The organism is Neisseria sp. HMSC069H12 (genome assembly GCF_001812735.1).
Classification (GTDB): Bacteria; Pseudomonadota; Gammaproteobacteria; order Burkholderiales; family Neisseriaceae; genus Neisseria; species Neisseria subflava.
In genome coordinates this window covers 1-15,407 of the sequence record NZ_KV810284.1, presented here as the reverse complement: position 1 = coordinate 15,407, position 15,407 = coordinate 1, and the positions used below count along the sequence as shown (strand labels likewise).

Below are 15,407 nucleotides of genomic sequence, written 5' to 3'. Positions count from 1 at the left end.
ACGCCGTACTGGTTTAAAGTTAATCCACTATATCTTTTCAGACGGCCTTGTCCATCAAATTTGGCACATTATTCCACACACGGATTGTCTAAAACAACCGAGACATTGCGTTCGGCTTTGTTCATATAAGTCATGTGGACTTTCTTGCCTTTGAACTCTGCTTCGACGATGGATTCCAACGAAGTAACATCTTGAGAGAAGCTGAATTTTTTGTCGTTTGCAGCAATGAATTTGACGGGTTTGTCGCGGAATAGCGAGTAGAACGACACGCCTTTATTATCTGCGGTCACAGCGCATTGCGTTTTGCTGTCAGTGGCGATGACGGAGGAAAGCGTATGGGGCTTGTGGGTACGGTCGGCGAAGATGGTGTAGGAATCATACGACCCGAAGCTGGTTCTTAATGCGAAGGTATTGCCAAGCCATTCATAGCTTGTCCTATCTTCGGGAAGATTTTTTTCGATGGCTTTTTTGCCTGCAAAGAAAGAGCATTCCTGGGTTTTGTGTTTGCAGACTTTTCTAACGCTGAACTGCTTGTCCGGAGAAGTAATGATGGTTGCGGCGGCAAAGCTGTTTGTGCTTGTTGCGGTGAATATACAACTTAAAAGAAGTGAGCGGATAGAAAGGGACGGTTTCATTTTGTTTAGTGTATCGGTTGGTTTTTATAGTGGATTAAATTTAAATCAGGACAAGGCGACGAAGCCGCAGACAGTACAGATAGTACGGAACCGATTCACTTGGTGCTTCAGCACCTTAGAGAATCGTTCTCTTTGAGCTAAGGCGAGGCAACGCCGTACTGGTTTAAAGTTAATCCACTATAATATTGGTTGAGCGGATTTGAATGCAATAAACACTCAATATGCTTGCGGCGGAATAACTGCCGATATATTGATTTCAATCTGCAAAACAGATAGTACGAAGGCCGTCTGAAACTGATTTTTGGTGTTTCAGACGACCTTTGTTTGCTTTGCGACGCGGGTTTAGCGGAAGAAGTCGCCCATACCAGCAGGCAGGCCTTGGGTAAATGCACCCATGGTTTTATTGGTCGTTTCTTCGGCTTTTTCAGAAGCGGCATTGATAGCAGCCAATACCAAATCTTCCAACATTTCTTTGTCGTCAGCAGCCTCTTGAATCAAATCAGGGCTGATTTCAAGTTTGCGGACAACGTGCGAACACGTCATCACAACTTTCACCAAACCATTACCTGCCTCGCCTTCAACTTCGGTTTCAGCCAGCTTGGCTTGTGCCTTTTTCATGTTTTCCTGCATTTGTTGCGCCTGTTTCATCAGGCCGCCTAATCCGGCTTTTCCGAACATGTTTTACTCCTATGGGTTTGAATAAATGGGTTTCACTCATGCCGTCTGAAAAACGCTATTGCCTTTCAGACGGCCTTGTATGTCAGTATTTTAAGAATGCCCTGCCAACTCTAAAGAGTCCGGCAGCCATTGCGCTTTAAAGGTTTGCAAGATTTTCTGCGCCGTTGTATCCGCTTCCAGCAAATCTTGCGCCTGCTGCCGCCCTTCTTCTTGAATACGCTTGCAGCGCATAACCGGCGTTTCCCAGCCTTTATCATCCTGCCAAGGCTCGGTTTGCAGCCTTAAATTGCCAAGATGGTATGCCTCGCTCAACGTCTGACAGATTTTATCCAGTCGCTCTTTATTGGCAGTCGCTTTGGCCTCATCCGTCAACGACAGCATGATTAAACCTGCTTCCGCATCATAACTTGTCCATGCCGCATTTTGTGCCAACATCTGCGCCGCGCCTAATTTACGGGCGAAGCGTTCGATAATGCTGTGCCAATTCTCAGTTTTAAACTCAGGCAAAGGAGCGAACTGAAGCTCTTCTTCATCCCCCTCCTCTTCTTCAGTCTCAGCAGACTCAACCGGCTGCGGTACTTCCATCACATCAGCACCATGTGAATCTTCATATGTATATGCTTCATCAAAATACGGAGGTGGAATTTCCTCATTCATGTGCGGATATTCTTCCGGCTCAGGGGCCGTCTGAACTTTTGCAACAGGCAATGTCTCCGCAGTTTCTTGTATCTGCGCCGTTTTTGTTTGAGGCGTTTCGTCCGATACTTGGCTCGGCATTTCCTCCCAAGGTGGTACATCCGCCTGTTGTTGAGCAGACTGAATAGTTTCTTCAGACGGCCTTTCAACGGTATCCTGTTTGCTTGGAACAGCTTCTTTCTCAACCGCCGGTGCTGCTATCGGTTCAGATTTCGGCAGCTGAAAAGGCTTTTTTTCGGCCTCAGCTTTCTGATGATCGGAATGCAAATCCGTGTGTTCAATCTGACTTTGCGTATCACAACCCGAAGCGGCCAACGGCGCAAATGCAAGCATGCGCAAAAGCGTCATAACAAAACCGGCATACTCGTCCGGAGCCAGCGGCAAATCCTGTTTGCCATGAATAGCACATTGATAATAAAGCTGAATCTGCTCGCCACTAAAAGCCTGACTTAATCGCAGCAAAGTTTCACGTTCAGGGTCGTCATTCGCTAAGGCGGAAGGGATGGTTTGAATCAAAGCCAAACGTTGCAACAGCATGGCCAATTCTGCCAATGCGCTGTCAAAACCAATCGCTCTGGCAGACATTTCCTGAGCTTTTTCCAGCAAGGCCTCACCGTTTTGATTGATGATTCCTTCAAGCAATTCAAACAAGTATTGTTTATCGACCGCTCCGATCATTTGGCGGACATCTTGTTCGGCCACTTTACCCGACCCCATGGCAATCGCCTGATCCAAAAGGCTCAACGCATCGCGCATCGAGCCGGCGGCGGCACGTCCTAAAAGCTGCAAAGCCTGCGGCTGATAAGGAACGTTTTCACGGTCCAATACATGCGCCAAATGCTCGGCAACCTGCTGGGTTGTCATGTTGCGCAAAACAAACTGCAAACAGCGGCTCAATACGGTAATGGGGACTTTGTGCGGATCGGTGGTCGCCAAAATGAATTTAACGTGCTCAGGCGGCTCTTCCAAAGTCTTCAGCATGGCATTGAACGCGCTTTTGGAAAGCATATGCACTTCGTCAATGATATAGACTTTGTATTTACCCACAGTCGGCGCGTATTGTGCGTTTTCCAACACTTCGCGGATATTGTCGATACCAGTATTCGATGCCGCATCGATTTCCAATAAATCCACATAACGGCCGCTGTCGATTTGCATACAGCTTTCACACTGACCGCATGGTTCGCCATGCACGGCATTTTCGCAGTTCAAACTCTTGGCCAAGATCCTGGCAATCGTGGTCTTGCCCACACCGCGCGTTCCTGTCAGTAGATAGGCATGGTGCAGACGGCCTTCGTCCAGCGCGTTGCGCAGGGCTTTGACGACGTGTTCCTGACCGACTAAATCAGCAAAGGTTTTCGGACGCCATTTTCGTGCAAGAACTTGATAAGCCATGTTGTTTCTCTACGGGAAATAAATCGGAAGACCATCTGAAAAGAATTATCCGCTCTTCAGACGGCCTCAGAAAATGGCATATATTCTAGCATTTTTTTGATTTTTATTAAGGATTTTCTATCAAGCTGGCAGCGACAGCATGTCATCGCAATGTTAGAATGCTACACAAATGATAAACAATTTGAAGCCCAAATCATTATGTCTGAAATCATACTACGCAACCAATCAGCCACCATGCAAGTCAATACAATGGGCGGATACATTGATTCTCTGATTTTAAAAGGACGGGAAGTCTTATTTCCGAAAACCAGCGTCCACGTGGGCGATGACACAAAATTACGCGGCGGCATGCACGTCTGCTTACCCCAATTCGGACCGGACAGCAAAAATCATCTGGCCCAACATGGTTTCGGCAGAACTTCAGGCTGGGAAATCCGCCATCAAAATGAATCGGATATCGGCTTGAAATTAATCAGTACAGAAAAAGGCTATGAACACGTCGAATGGTTGCTCGATTACAGCCTGCCTAACAAAAATGAAGCCATCGCCATCCTAACCGTCTGCAATTACGGCGAATCGCCCGTCCGCACATCCCCGGGATTCCACCCCTACTTTACCGCCGCCGGCACACAATTTGATTTCAACGGCGCGCCATACGATGCCGACTATATCTCCCATACCGAATTTGTTTCCTCCGACCAGGATGCACGCGTTGCATTTGATGGCTTGAAACTGGATATCCGCACCCACAATCTGCCTGTGTATGCCCTCTGGAGCGATCGAAATGGCCAATATACTTGTGCAGAGCCAACCGCAGAAGGCAATGCGTTTTTATCTCCTGCAAGAGGCGGACAATTTGTTTCAGGGCACAGCAAAAAACGTTACGCCATGAAAATCAGACTGATGGCTTAAATTGTTCTGCCAAAGTCATAAATACTTAAAAACCACCCAAAAGGGTGGTTTTCTTATGGTTTACAGGCCATTGTTATTGATTGCATTCGCAATATCGCGTACCGCTGTTACATACATGCGGCTGTGGTTGTATTGCCATACTGTGTAGAAGTTATTCAGGCCCAAATAGTATTCAAATACGCCCGGACTGGTTTCCAAAGCATACAATACAGCCTTTTCATTATCTGCAACAGCAGCTTGAGGCATCACACCCAAAGCTTTGAAATCTGCGACAGTGCGCGTCAAAGCAGTTTTCTCATCGATAATCGCCTGCAAGTGCGGAGTAATCGTCAGACTTACCGGCACAACCATCTTGCCGCCCGTCTGCCAGCCATGCTGCTTCATATAATTGGCGACAGAAGCCGCCACATCGCCGACATTATTCCAAATATCGCGATGACCATCACCATCATAGTCTACCGCCCATTTACGGTAGCTTGAAGGCATAAATTGCGGCATACCCATCGCACCGGCATAGCTGCCTTTGAAGTCAAAGACATTTTCTTTTTCTTCTTTTGCCATCTGCAGAAGTTCGCTCAACTCGTTTTGGAAAAACTCGGCACGGCGTGGATAATCAAAGGCCAATGTACTCAAGGCATCGGCAACGCGGAAGCTGCCTGTATTTTTACCATAATTGGTTTCAATACCGAGAATCGCCACAATCAATTCGGCAGGTACGCCGTATTTGCGTGCCACATCATCGATTACGGCACGATTTGCCGCATAGAATTGTCTGCCGCCATTAAATTTGGCTGCACCAGAGTTACCGGTGCGGAATTCATACCAAGGACGCGAAGTGCTTGGACGGTATATAATGGTAATGATATTGCCTTTATACACCACGCCATTAAAGAAATTACGCAACTCTTCCGCACTGAACCGGCGGTTTTTTACTTCATATTGGATAAACTGCTGAACGTTGACGTTTTCATTAAAGCCGCTGCTGGCAACAGATTCAGCCGCAGCATCAAATACAGGGCGTTTTGCAGAGGAAACAGGCTCAACCGGTTTTGCCGTATCAACAGCAGGCTTTTGCGGGGTACTACATGAAGCTAGAGCCAAAGCAGCCAGACCCATCCCAAAGATTTTGATTTTATTCATAAATAATCTCTTTATTAAATACTATGATAAATCCGAATACGAAAGAATATTCGTCCAACACATCATCTCTCTATGCCAACTGCCATACTTTTTAATCAGCCAAAAAATATAGAAACTCGGCACCAATTTGCTTCGGCTCAAGCACATAGACAAGGCCGTCTGAAATCCAAGGAAACCCTTGATTTTCAGACGGCCTTGAATGAATCAATTACTCAGCGACTGCAACAACAGCAACGGTAATTTTAGCAACAGCGTCAGTGTGCAGAGCCACTTCAACTTCGTATTCGCCAACAGCTTTCAATGGGCCGTTAGGCAGACGTACGTTTGCTTTAGCAGCTTGGATACCGGCAGCAACAATCGCTTCAGCGATGTCGGCATTGGTAACAGAACCGAACAGACGACCATCAACACCGGCTTTTTGAGCAACAGTAATGGTTTGGCCTTCCAGTTTTTCTTGACGTGCTTTAGCATCAGCCAAGATTTCAGCTTGTTTGGCTTCCAATTCAGCGCGGCGTGCTTCGAATTCTTTCATGCTGGCTTCGGTTGCACGTTTTGCTTTACCGGCAGGGATCAGGAAGTTGCGTGCGTAACCGTTTTTAACGGTAACGATGTCACCCAAGTTACCCAGACCGCCGATTTTTTCTAACAGAATAATTTGCATGATTTAAACTCCAAAATTATTTGTGTTGATCGGTGTAAGGCAACAGAGCCAGGAAACGGGCACGTTTCACAGCAGTAGCCAACTGACGTTGGTAGTGTGCTTTAGTACCAGTAATGCGGGCAGGGATGATTTTGCCGTTTTCAGAGATGAAGTCTTTCAACAAATCAACTTGTTTGTAATCAACTTCTTGGATTTTTTCAGCCGTAAAGCGGCAGAATTTTCTACGTTTGAATGATTGACGAGCCATTGTCGTTTAACCTTTATATTCTTTAATGTTCTGTATGCGTAGTACCGGCTTGGGGAAGCGTTGGCTGCGTTGCGCCAAAAATCCTTCCGACTCGATGACGGCATCTTGCCGATACTGCCATTCCTCAGCCTGCTTACCTAAAATCCGCGCAGGAATTTCAAACTTGACCAGACATTTCTGTCCGTTTTCTTCCTGCCAAGACTCATGTTGCAACACAACATCTAAAACAGGAACTCCTGCCGGCGTATATCTCAAAGGCTGAACCTGCAAGATACGGGCGGTAAGCTTAATCAGATTGTTCAATCTTATTCGGCTGCTGCAACTTCTTCAGCTGCACCGTTCAGCAAATTTTTTGCTTTTTCGCCGCCCAGCATTGGGGAAGCTTCAGTTACAGCGTGTTTTGTTTTGATGGTCAGGTGACGCAGTACGGCATCATTGAAGCGGAAAGCAGTTTCCAGCTCTTCAACCACTTCAGGAGTAGTTTCGATATTCATCAAAACATAGTGTGCTTTGTGGATTTTGTTGATTGGGTAAGCCAATTGACGACGGCCCCAGTCTTCCAAACGGTGGATTTTACCGCTGGCTTCAGTAATCATGGTTTTGTAACGCTCAACCATAGCAGGCACTTGCTCGCTTTGATCAGGATGAACGATAAACACGATCTCGTAATGACGCATGTTATCTCCTTATGGATGATTAAAAACAGCCTTTCACCATGCGAAGTAAAAGGCAAGGCAAAGAGGCTGAATTTTATCCGCATTTCTTAAAAAATACAAGTCTAAATTCAAAATCCACTTTCTTTTCAATTAAAAAAACAACATTAGGCCTTATGGTTATTTCCTAGCAAACCACTCAACTATCTGCCAAAAATCTGCTAAAATCTGCCCCATCCTAATAAATACAGCATCAGAAGGCACACAATCATGGCTCTTTTGCAGATTTCAGAACCCGGCATGTCCGCCGCCCCCCATCAACACCGCCTCGCCGTAGGCATTGATTTAGGCACAACCAATAGCTTGGTTGCCACAGTCCGCAGCGGCAGCGCAGTCTGCCTGCCCGATTCAGACGGCCGTGCCACCCTGCCTTCGGTTGTCCGTTATTTAGATGGTGAAGTTGAAGTCGGCAAAAACGCCCTTTCTGCCCAAAAAACCGATCCGCTAAATACAGTCAGCTCCGCCAAACGCCTGATCGGCCGCACCCTTACCGACCTTGCACAAGAGGCGCAATACCTGCCCTACCGGTTCACGCCCAATGAGCGCGTGGTCGAGTTAAACACCCGTCAAGGTGCGAAAACGCCTATCGAAGTATCGGCAGAAATCCTCAAAGCCCTCAAATCTCGTGCTGAAGAAACATTGGGCGGTGATTTGGTTGGTGCCGTCATTACCGTTCCCGCTTATTTTGATGATGCCCAACGTCAAGCCACCAAAGATGCCGCGCGCTTAGCAGGTTTGAATGTCTTGCGCCTCCTTAACGAACCGACCGCCGCCGCAATCGCCTACGGACTGGACAACGCCTCAGAAGGCACGTTTGTCGTTTACGACTTAGGCGGCGGCACATTCGACGTATCCGTATTGCAACTGACCAAAGGTCTGTTTGAGGTTAAAGCCACCGGCGGCAACAGCGCATTGGGCGGCGACGACTTCGACCATCGTTTGTTCTGCTACCTACTCGAACAAAACAACCTCTCCAAACTCAACGAACAAGACAGCCAGCTTCTGCTTTCCCTTGTCCGTAGCGCCAAAGAAAAACTAACCACTCAAACCGAAGCCGCCATCGAAACCACACTTTCAGACGGCCATAAAATTCATACCGTCATTACCCGCCAAGAGTTTCACAACCTGACCCAAAATCTGGTACAAAAAACCATCGAACCAGTCAAACAGGCTTTGAAAGATGCCGGCGTAACCAAGGCGGATGTCAAAGGCGTGATTATGGTTGGCGGCTCTACCCGTATGTTGCACGTTCAACAAGCAGTTGCCACATTCTTTGGTCAAACCCCACTGAATAACCTCAATCCTGACGAAGTGGTCGCACTCGGTGCCGCCATACAGGCAAACGTCCTTGCCGGCAACAAAACCGACGGCGAATGGCTGCTGCTGGACGTTACCCCCCTGTCACTCGGCTTGGAAACCTACGGCGGACTCGCCGAAAAAATCATCCCGCGCAATTCCACCATCCCCACCACACGCGCGCAGGACTTCACCACTTTCAAAGACGGTCAAACCGCCATGACGATACACGTCGTACAAGGTGAGCGCGAACTCGTTTCCGACTGCCGTAGCCTTGCCAGATTTACCCTGCGCGGCATTCCGCCGATGGCAGCAGGCGCAGCGCGTATCCGCGTGACATTCCAAGTTGATGCCGACGGCTTGCTGTCCGTTTCCGCCCAAGAACAAAGCACCAGCGTACAGGCGCAAATCGAAGTTAAACCTTCCTACGGTTTGGACGACGACACCATCACCCAAATGCTCAAAGACAGCATGAGCAACGCCGCCGAAGACATGGCGGCACGCGCACGCGCCGAAGCCGTAGTCGAAGCCGAAAGTCTGACCGACGCCGTCAACGCCGCTCTTGAATTGGATAGCGATTTATTGGAAGCCGAAGAATTGCAACAGATTCAACAAGACATTGCTGCTTTGCAAGGCTGTCTGAAAGACGGCAAAGCCGAAGATATCCGTGCCGCCGTCGCCAAACTCAGCCACAGCACCGACAACTTCGCCGCCAAACGCATGAACCGCAACATCCAACGCGCACTGACAGGGCAAAGCGTTGATAATATTTGATGGTGAATAGTTTCAGACGGCCTTTGGAAATAGAGAGGCCGTCTGAAAAAGAAAGAATAGTAAAAATGTCCAATCGATTTCGACTAATAATACTGAGAATACTAAGTGTCATTTGGGCTCTTGTTTGGCGATTAACCGTATCCATTCTGGTTGGAGACGCCGTGTCTCATTTTTTACCACCTGAACACGAAACTTACACCCAAGGTAACAAAGTAAATGCCTCGTTTCAAATCGCCATTCTCCCAACCGACAACAGTAGTTGTACCATGAAACTATGGGATCAGTTCGATGCTAAGAAGGACAAAGTGTGTACATCAATCTCTAATAACGATAATTGCATCGCACCTTTGAAAACCACTTGCAGTTTAAAACGCATAAGTACTGAAGAATACGAACTCATCTATATTGACCCCATCATCGCAGAAACGAGAACTAGTCATTATCGTTTAACGGAAGGTCGTGTAGAACCTTTGTCTTTTACCTCAAATTCACTTATCCGACGATTATCAGCAGGACTAAAAGCAGCCTTAATTACCCTACTTCTGACATTGGTACCTCCTTTTTACCGCCTGTGGCGACGCGACAGAGAAATTCAGGCGGCAGCCAAGCAAGCGAGAATAACTAAACAACGCAAAAACTGATCGCCCTAGACTTTACCCAACTTCCCTTGACCATCGAGATACTTGAACTACTCCGCGAAACATGAGACTCTGGCACCAAACCCTTATTCCCCTACTCCCCCGCGCCCAGCTTTTGGGGCAACACCGCGAATGCGCCGCTTTACGTGGAGCAGGCTGGGGCAGGCCGCATGCGACGGTGAATTATGTCTTCACCCATTCGCCTTACAAGCTCTATCTGTATCACGCACTGATTATGGAAGAGATGGAAAAGCGCGGCTACAAGCCTGACGTTTTATGGAAAGACCCGTTGTATCGCGGCAAAGCCGTTGCGCCATACCACGCACACACGGCTGAAACAGCCTCCTCACCCATTTACGCCGAACACGATGATGCTTATTTAGATGAATGCTTGGAAAACCTAAAAAGTAAAGGCATCATGTTATAAACCCATTTTTTAGACGGCCTGAATATTGAATACCCAAGGCCGTCTGAAACCACTTTAACCACAACCACTCTTAAACAACCGAGACAATAAAAATGCCAAAAATTACCGTACTCCCACACGCGACATTATGCCCCGAAGGCGCGGTTATCGAAGATGCACCGGAAGGCCAAACCGTCCTTGACGTACTGCTCGACCACGACATCGAAGTCGATCATGCCTGCGAAAAATCATGCGCCTGCACAACCTGCCACGTGATTATCCGCAAAGGTTTTGACAGCCTGGAAGAACCAACCGAATTGGAAGAAGACCTGCTCGACCAAGCATGGGGCTTGGAAGCCGATTCACGCTTGAGCTGTCAGGCAGTCGTTGCCGATGAAGATTTGGTCGTAGAAATCCCCAAATATACGATCAACCACGCGCGTGAAGACCATTAAAACAAGGTTTAATGAAAAAGGCCGTCTGAAACCACAAATTTATGGTTTTCAGACGGCCTTTTGGTTATGCAGTAAATTATTTGATATGAGGAAAAATAAAACGCATACGCGAAATCTGCATAGCAGCCACTTTCTGCGTGGCGGAATAATTTTCGATTTTTTCTTGCATTCTGATTTGATGCAGATTGCCGTTATGCTTAGGAGCAGATTTTTGAGGCTCGCTTGTCGCCTGTAACTCTTGCTCTGTTTTCAACGCTTCCTCTGCCTCGATGGCCGAAAGTGCAGCCTCATCTCTTGCCAAACCGAAACGCTCGATAATGGCATTGGCTTCATCTATATAATGAGATTTGTCCGCGCCATTTTCCAACACCGCATCTTCAAGCACGACCGACAAAAGCTTACCGCAATTTTCGATACGCTCTGCGATACGCGAATAAACCATCCAACGTTTCAACCTCAATGCTCCTGCATCGTCATTGGGTGAAGCGGCATCCAGTTTAATTAAGCCATAGTGTTTGCCATAATACAGACGGAACACCAGCTGCTTCAAATCCTTTGTTTCATCCAGCAGGCGATAAAATTCGCGAACCAACAACAGCAAACGGTCAAATGCGTCTGCTTTGGCCAGATACTCTGAATCATCTGAAGCAAGCGCGTAAATCAGTTTGGACAATTTGGCGTTGAGCGCGTTATTCATCATTTTTCCTTTTATTTTTACGTGATGGATTTCGTATTAAGAGCCGTTCCAGATGATTTGGTTGCATTGGGATAATGTAAATTATTCATGCGCAAACCATCATTCAAAACGGAATAAAATATATAAAACGGCAGATTCAAAGCGAATGTGCCGTAGTTTTTAAGTGCCGTGCTGTATTTTAACGCAAATATGCTATTTTGTTAAAAAATACCCGCATTATTTATATCCGCATCTACAGTAAAACATTCTGGCAGTCCGCCTACTTCTTGATTAAAATGTTCACCAACAGCCTAAAGACCAAATAAAGGAACACATCATGAAATGGACAGATACCCAACGCATCGCTGAAGAACTCTACGACTTACACGGCGACAGCATCGATCCGAAAACCGTACGCTTTACCCAACTGCGTAATTTAATTATGGCTTTGCCTGAATTTGACGATGATCCGGCGCGTTGCGGCGAGCGCATTCTCGAAGCCGTGCAACAAGCATGGATAGATGAAGCAGAATAATCTTTCCTCCCTTCCCTATCAAACAAGACCTCAGGCAGTTTTTCAGACGGCCTGAGGTCTTTATTAAATCTATTCATACAATTTCGGAAAATTTCGAAATTGACTCATGCCAACCTCAAATTTATTATGCAACCTGACAACGAATAAAAGATATGCAGAAGGTGCATAACCATGAATCACGCTCGAGAAATTAACGCATTAAATCACAGCCTTTCCGATTTAAAAGGCGACATCAATGTTTCATTTGAATTTTTTCCGCCGAAAAACGAACAAATGGAAACCATGCTGTGGGATTCCATCCATCGCCTGCAAACCCTGCACCCGAAATTTGTTTCCGTAACTTACGGTGCAAACTCAGGCGAGCGCGACCGCACTCACAGCATCGTTAAACGCATCAAACAAGAAACCGGCCTTGAAGCCGCCCCTCACTTGACCGGTATCGATGCCAGCCCTGACGAGTTGCGTCAAATTGCCAAAGACTATTGGGACAGCGGTATCCGCCGCATCGTTGCCCTGCGTGGCGACGAGCCGCCCGGCTACGAGAAAAAACCTTTCTATGCCGAAGATTTGGTCAAACTGTTGCGCTCCGTTGCCGACTTCGACATTTCCGTAGCGGCCTATCCTGAGGTACACCCGGAAGCCAAATCTGCTCAAGCGGACTTGATCAATCTGAAACGCAAAATCGATGCGGGTGCAAACCACGTTATCACCCAATTCTTCTTTGACGTGGAAAGCTATCTGCGCTTCCGCGACCGTTGCGTGATGATGGGCATTGACGTTGAAATCGTTCCCGGCATCCTGCCTGTAACCAATTTCAAACAATTGGCCAAAATGGCCCAAGTGACCAACGTCAAAATCCCAAGCTGGCTGTCTAAAATGTACGAAGGTTTGGATGACGACCAAGGCACGCGCAACCTTGTTGCCGCCAGCATCGCCATCGACATGGTCAAAGTCCTCTCTCGCGAAGGTGTCAAAGACTTCCACTTCTACACCCTCAACCGCAGCGAACTGACTTACGCCATCTGCCATATTTTGGGTGTACGTCCCCGTTAATAAAACAGACGGCCTCCCCATTCTGATTTACAATATCGAACATTCAGGCCATACCGGCCTGATTAAAAATTCCAACCAGGAGAGTTAACATGACAACATTGCATTTTTCAGGCTTCCCGCGCGTCGGTGCCTTCCGCGAATTGAAATTCGCACAAGAAAAATACTGGCGCAAAGAAATCAGCGAGCAAGAATTGCTGGCTGTTGCTAAAGACTTGCGCGAGAAAAACTGGAAACACCAAGCTGCGGCTAACGCCGATTTCGTTGCTGCAGGCGATTTCACTTTCTACGACCACATCCTCGACCTGCAAGTTGCCACCGGTGCCATCCCTGCCCGTTTCGGCTTCGACAGCCAAAATCTGTCTTTGGAACAATTCTTCCAACTGGCCCGTGGTAACAAAGACCAATTCGCTATCGAAATGACCAAATGGTTCGACACCAACTACCACTACTTGGTGCCTGAATTCCACGCCGATACCGAATTCAAAGCCAACGCCAAACACTACGTTCAACAACTGCAAGAAGCCCAAGCTTTAGGCCTGAAAGCCAAACCGACCGTTGTGGGTCCGTTGACTTTCCTGTGGGTTGGTAAAGAAAAAGGCGCTGTTGAATTCGACCGTCTGAGCCTGTTGCCTAAACTGTTGCCTGTTTACGTTGAAATCCTGACTGCTTTGGTTGAAGCCGGTGCCGAGTGGATTCAAATCGACGAGCCAGCTTTGACTGTTGACCTGCCTAAAGAATGGGTAGAAGCATACAAAGACGTTTACGCTACTTTGAGCAAAGTAAGCGCCAAAATCCTGTTGAGCACTTACTTCGGTTCTGTTGCCGAACACGCTGCTTTGCTGAAATCCCTGCCTGTTGACGGCCTGCACATCGACTTGGTACGCGCTCCTGAACAGCTGGACGCATTTGCTGATTACGACAAAGTTCTGTCTGCCGGCGTTATCGACGGCCGCAACATTTGGCGCGCCAACCTGAACAAAGTTTTGGAAACTGTTGAGCCTCTGCAAGCCAAACTGGGCGACCGTTTGTGGATCTCCAGCTCTTGCTCTCTGCTGCACACTCCATTTGACTTGTCAGTTGAAGAAAAACTGAAAGCTAACAAACCTGACCTGTACTCTTGGTTGGCATTCACCCTGCAAAAAACCCAAGAATTGCGCGTTCTGAAAGCCGCATTGAACGAAGGTCGTGATTCTGTTGCCGAAGAACTAGCCGCCAGCCAAGCTGCTGCCGACTCCCGTGCCAACAGCAGCGAAATCCACCGTGCAGACGTTGCCAAACGTCTGGCCGATTTGCCTGCCAACGCAGACCAACGCAAATCTCCATTTGCAGACCGTATCAAAGCGCAACAAGCATGGTTGAATCTGCCTCTGCTGCCGACTACCAACATCGGTTCTTTCCCACAAACTACCGAAATCCGCCAAGCACGCGCAGCCTTCAAAAAAGGCGAACTGTCTGCCGCCGATTACGAAGCCGCGATGAAAAAAGAAATCGCCTTGGTGGTTGAAGAGCAAGAAAAACTGGACTTGGACGTACTGGTACACGGCGAAGCCGAGCGTAACGACATGGTCGAATACTTCGGCGAACTGTTGAGCGGTTTTGCATTCACCCAATACGGCTGGGTACAAAGCTACGGCTCACGCTGCGTGAAACCACCGATCATTTTCGGTGACGTAAGCCGTCCTGAAGCCATGACTGTCGCTTGGTCTACTTACGCGCAAAGCCTGACCAAACGCCCGATGAAAGGTATGTTGACCGGTCCTGTAACCATTCTGCAATGGTCTTTCGTCCGCAACGACATTCCACGCGCTACCGTGTGCAAACAAATCGCACTGGCTCTGAACGACGAAGTATTGGATCTGGAAAAAGCAGGCATCAAAGTCATCCAAATCGACGAACCTGCCATCCGCGAAGGTCTGCCTTTGAAACGTGCCGATTGGGATGCCTACCTGAACTGGGCCGGCGAATCTTTCCGCCTGTCCTCTACCGGTTGCGAAGACAGCACTCAAATCCACACTCATATGTGCTACTCTGAGTTCAACGACATCCTGCCAGCCATCGCCGCTATGGACGCTGACGTCATCACCATCGAAACTTCACGTTCCGACATGGAGCTCTTGACTGCGTTCGGCGAGTTCAAATACCCGAACGACATCGGCCCAGGTGTTTACGACATCCACAGCCCACGCGTACCGACTGAAGCTGAAGTTGAGCATCTGTTGCGCAAAGCCATCGAGGTTGTACCGGTTGAACGTCTGTGGGTTAACCCAGACTGCGGCCTGAAAACACGTGGCTGGAAAGAAACTCTGGAACAACTCCAAGTGATGATGAACGTAACCCACAAACTGCGTGCCGAACTGGCTAAATAATGTGAGTTAGATGAAAGGCCGTCTGAAAATTTTCAGACGGCCTTTTTTCTTTATCGATATTTAGACCAGCGTGTAGAAACTAGTAGCGTTGTTTACAGCATTTCCAGGAGAATACTGAAACATGAACATGC

The 15,407-nt window shown here is 47.8% G+C and carries 17 protein-coding genes and 1 pseudogene; 9 read left to right on the top strand and 9 right to left on the bottom strand.

Features of this window, described 5'->3' with window-relative positions; translation table 11 throughout:
* Positions 1-68: 68 nt before the first annotated feature.
* A complete protein-coding gene (locus HMPREF2872_RS06055) occupies positions 69-635 on the bottom strand; it encodes a hypothetical protein (RefSeq protein WP_070632067.1) in 567 nt (188 codons plus the stop codon).
* A gap of 25 nt (positions 636-660) precedes the next feature.
* On the opposite strand from HMPREF2872_RS06055, the pseudogene HMPREF2872_RS11875 reads away from it, so the two are divergent.
* Positions 661-723, top strand: a pseudogene (locus tag HMPREF2872_RS11875) (transposase); the annotation flags it as partial.
* Positions 724-977: 254 nt separating this feature from the next.
* Here HMPREF2872_RS11875 and HMPREF2872_RS06050 read toward each other — a convergent pair.
* Together HMPREF2872_RS06050 and dnaX are read right to left on the bottom strand one after the other, a co-directional pair.
* Positions 978-1,313 carry a YbaB/EbfC family nucleoid-associated protein gene (locus HMPREF2872_RS06050; protein WP_003678854.1) on the bottom strand — a complete coding sequence of 112 codons (336 nt, stop codon included), beginning with the start codon at positions 1,311-1,313 and terminating at the stop codon, positions 978-980.
* Positions 1,314-1,403: 90 nt separating this feature from the next.
* Positions 1,404-3,404 (bottom strand): DNA polymerase III subunit gamma/tau, encoded by a 2,001-nt coding sequence (gene dnaX, locus HMPREF2872_RS06045; protein WP_070632064.1) that lies wholly within the window; start codon positions 3,402-3,404, stop codon positions 1,404-1,406.
* Positions 3,405-3,602: 198 nt separating this feature from the next.
* Between dnaX and HMPREF2872_RS06040 the strand changes: the two genes are divergently transcribed.
* Positions 3,603-4,316 carry an aldose epimerase family protein gene (locus tag HMPREF2872_RS06040; RefSeq protein WP_070632223.1) on the top strand — a complete coding sequence of 238 codons (714 nt, stop codon included), beginning with the start codon at positions 3,603-3,605 and terminating at the stop codon, positions 4,314-4,316.
* 60 nt (positions 4,317-4,376) lie between these two features.
* Here the strand turns inward: HMPREF2872_RS06040 and mltB are convergent, their stop codons facing one another.
* From mltB to rpsF, 5 genes are all read right to left on the bottom strand, one after another.
* Entirely contained in the window at positions 4,377-5,456 is a 1,080-nt protein-coding gene (gene mltB / locus HMPREF2872_RS06035) for a lytic murein transglycosylase B (RefSeq protein ID WP_070632061.1), read from the bottom strand.
* A 208-nt stretch (positions 5,457-5,664) separates the two neighbouring features.
* Positions 5,665-6,117, bottom strand: coding sequence for a 50S ribosomal protein L9 (rplI, locus tag HMPREF2872_RS06030; RefSeq protein WP_070632059.1), 453 nt, complete (start codon positions 6,115-6,117; stop codon positions 5,665-5,667).
* A gap of 16 nt (positions 6,118-6,133) precedes the next feature.
* Positions 6,134-6,364 (bottom strand): 30S ribosomal protein S18, encoded by a 231-nt coding sequence (gene rpsR, locus HMPREF2872_RS06025; RefSeq protein ID WP_003678863.1) that lies wholly within the window; start codon positions 6,362-6,364, stop codon positions 6,134-6,136.
* A 6-nt stretch (positions 6,365-6,370) separates the two neighbouring features.
* On the bottom strand, positions 6,371-6,673 hold the full coding sequence (gene priB, locus HMPREF2872_RS06020; RefSeq protein ID WP_188209290.1) for a primosomal replication protein N: 303 nt from the start codon (positions 6,671-6,673) through the stop codon (positions 6,371-6,373).
* Positions 6,670-7,041: a 30S ribosomal protein S6 gene (gene rpsF, locus HMPREF2872_RS06015; protein ID WP_003686150.1), complete on the bottom strand. Its 372-nt coding sequence runs from the start codon at positions 7,039-7,041 to the stop codon at positions 6,670-6,672. Before rpsF ends, priB begins: the two co-directional genes overlap by 4 nt.
* A 246-nt stretch (positions 7,042-7,287) precedes the next feature.
* On the opposite strand from rpsF, the gene hscA reads away from it, so the two are divergent.
* From hscA to fdx, 4 genes are all read left to right on the top strand, one after another.
* A complete protein-coding gene (hscA, locus tag HMPREF2872_RS06010; RefSeq protein ID WP_070632053.1) occupies positions 7,288-9,147 on the top strand; it encodes a Fe-S protein assembly chaperone HscA in 1,860 nt (619 codons plus the stop codon).
* Between the two features lie 161 nt (positions 9,148-9,308).
* Positions 9,309-9,788, top strand: a complete 480-nt coding sequence (locus HMPREF2872_RS06005) for a hypothetical protein (protein WP_283118998.1) — start codon at positions 9,309-9,311, stop codon at positions 9,786-9,788.
* A gap of 61 nt (positions 9,789-9,849) precedes the next feature.
* On the top strand, positions 9,850-10,212 hold the full coding sequence (locus HMPREF2872_RS06000) for a TIGR02328 family protein (protein WP_070632052.1): 363 nt from the start codon (positions 9,850-9,852) through the stop codon (positions 10,210-10,212).
* A 92-nt stretch (positions 10,213-10,304) separates the two neighbouring features.
* The gene (gene fdx / locus HMPREF2872_RS05995) at positions 10,305-10,646 is read left to right on the top strand and encodes an ISC system 2Fe-2S type ferredoxin (RefSeq protein WP_003686005.1); all 342 of its coding nucleotides are present in this window, start codon (positions 10,305-10,307) and stop codon (positions 10,644-10,646) included.
* A 76-nt stretch (positions 10,647-10,722) separates the two neighbouring features.
* Here fdx and HMPREF2872_RS05990 read toward each other — a convergent pair whose 3' ends face one another.
* Positions 10,723-11,343, bottom strand: a complete 621-nt coding sequence (locus HMPREF2872_RS05990) for a hypothetical protein (protein ID WP_070632045.1) — start codon at positions 11,341-11,343, stop codon at positions 10,723-10,725.
* 316 nt (positions 11,344-11,659) lie between these two features.
* Between HMPREF2872_RS05990 and iscX the strand changes: the two genes are divergently transcribed.
* The 3 genes from iscX (at position 11,660) to metE (ending at position 15,276) form a co-directional block, all read left to right on the top strand.
* The gene (iscX, locus tag HMPREF2872_RS05985) at positions 11,660-11,857 is read left to right on the top strand and encodes a Fe-S cluster assembly protein IscX (protein ID WP_070615997.1); all 198 of its coding nucleotides are present in this window, start codon (positions 11,660-11,662) and stop codon (positions 11,855-11,857) included.
* Positions 11,858-12,028: 171 nt separating this feature from the next.
* Positions 12,029-12,910, top strand: coding sequence for a methylenetetrahydrofolate reductase (metF, locus tag HMPREF2872_RS05980; protein WP_003682095.1), 882 nt, complete (start codon positions 12,029-12,031; stop codon positions 12,908-12,910).
* 89 nt (positions 12,911-12,999) lie between these two features.
* Positions 13,000-15,276: a 5-methyltetrahydropteroyltriglutamate--homocysteine S-methyltransferase gene (gene metE / locus HMPREF2872_RS05975; protein ID WP_070632043.1), complete on the top strand. Its 2,277-nt coding sequence runs from the start codon at positions 13,000-13,002 to the stop codon at positions 15,274-15,276.
* Positions 15,277-15,407 lie beyond the last annotated feature (131 nt).

Bases quoted from the DNA above. Each gene is read 5' to 3' on its own strand.
- HMPREF2872_RS06055 (WP_070632067.1), bottom strand. From the start codon at position 635: ATGAAACCGTCCCTTTCTATCCGCTCACTTCTTTTAAGTTGTATATTC.
- HMPREF2872_RS06050 (WP_003678854.1), bottom strand. From the start codon at position 1,313: ATGTTCGGAAAAGCCGGATTAGGCGGCCTGATGAAACAGGCGCAACAA.
- dnaX (WP_070632064.1), bottom strand. From the start codon at position 3,404: ATGGCTTATCAAGTTCTTGCACGAAAATGGCGTCCGAAAACCTTTGCT.
- HMPREF2872_RS06040 (WP_070632223.1), top strand. From the start codon at position 3,603: ATGTCTGAAATCATACTACGCAACCAATCAGCCACCATGCAAGTCAAT.
- mltB (WP_070632061.1), bottom strand. From the start codon at position 5,456: ATGAATAAAATCAAAATCTTTGGGATGGGTCTGGCTGCTTTGGCTCTA.
- rplI (WP_070632059.1), bottom strand. From the start codon at position 6,117: ATGCAAATTATTCTGTTAGAAAAAATCGGCGGTCTGGGTAACTTGGGT.
- rpsR (WP_003678863.1), bottom strand. From the start codon at position 6,364: ATGGCTCGTCAATCATTCAAACGTAGAAAATTCTGCCGCTTTACGGCT.
- rpsF (WP_003686150.1), bottom strand. From the start codon at position 7,041: ATGCGTCATTACGAGATCGTGTTTATCGTTCATCCTGATCAAAGCGAG.
- hscA (WP_070632053.1), top strand. From the start codon at position 7,288: ATGGCTCTTTTGCAGATTTCAGAACCCGGCATGTCCGCCGCCCCCCAT.
- HMPREF2872_RS06000 (WP_070632052.1), top strand. From the start codon at position 9,850: ATGAGACTCTGGCACCAAACCCTTATTCCCCTACTCCCCCGCGCCCAG.
- fdx (WP_003686005.1), top strand. From the start codon at position 10,305: ATGCCAAAAATTACCGTACTCCCACACGCGACATTATGCCCCGAAGGC.
- HMPREF2872_RS05990 (WP_070632045.1), bottom strand. From the start codon at position 11,343: ATGAATAACGCGCTCAACGCCAAATTGTCCAAACTGATTTACGCGCTT.
- iscX (WP_070615997.1), top strand. From the start codon at position 11,660: ATGAAATGGACAGATACCCAACGCATCGCTGAAGAACTCTACGACTTA.
- metF (WP_003682095.1), top strand. From the start codon at position 12,029: ATGAATCACGCTCGAGAAATTAACGCATTAAATCACAGCCTTTCCGAT.
- metE (WP_070632043.1), top strand. From the start codon at position 13,000: ATGACAACATTGCATTTTTCAGGCTTCCCGCGCGTCGGTGCCTTCCGC.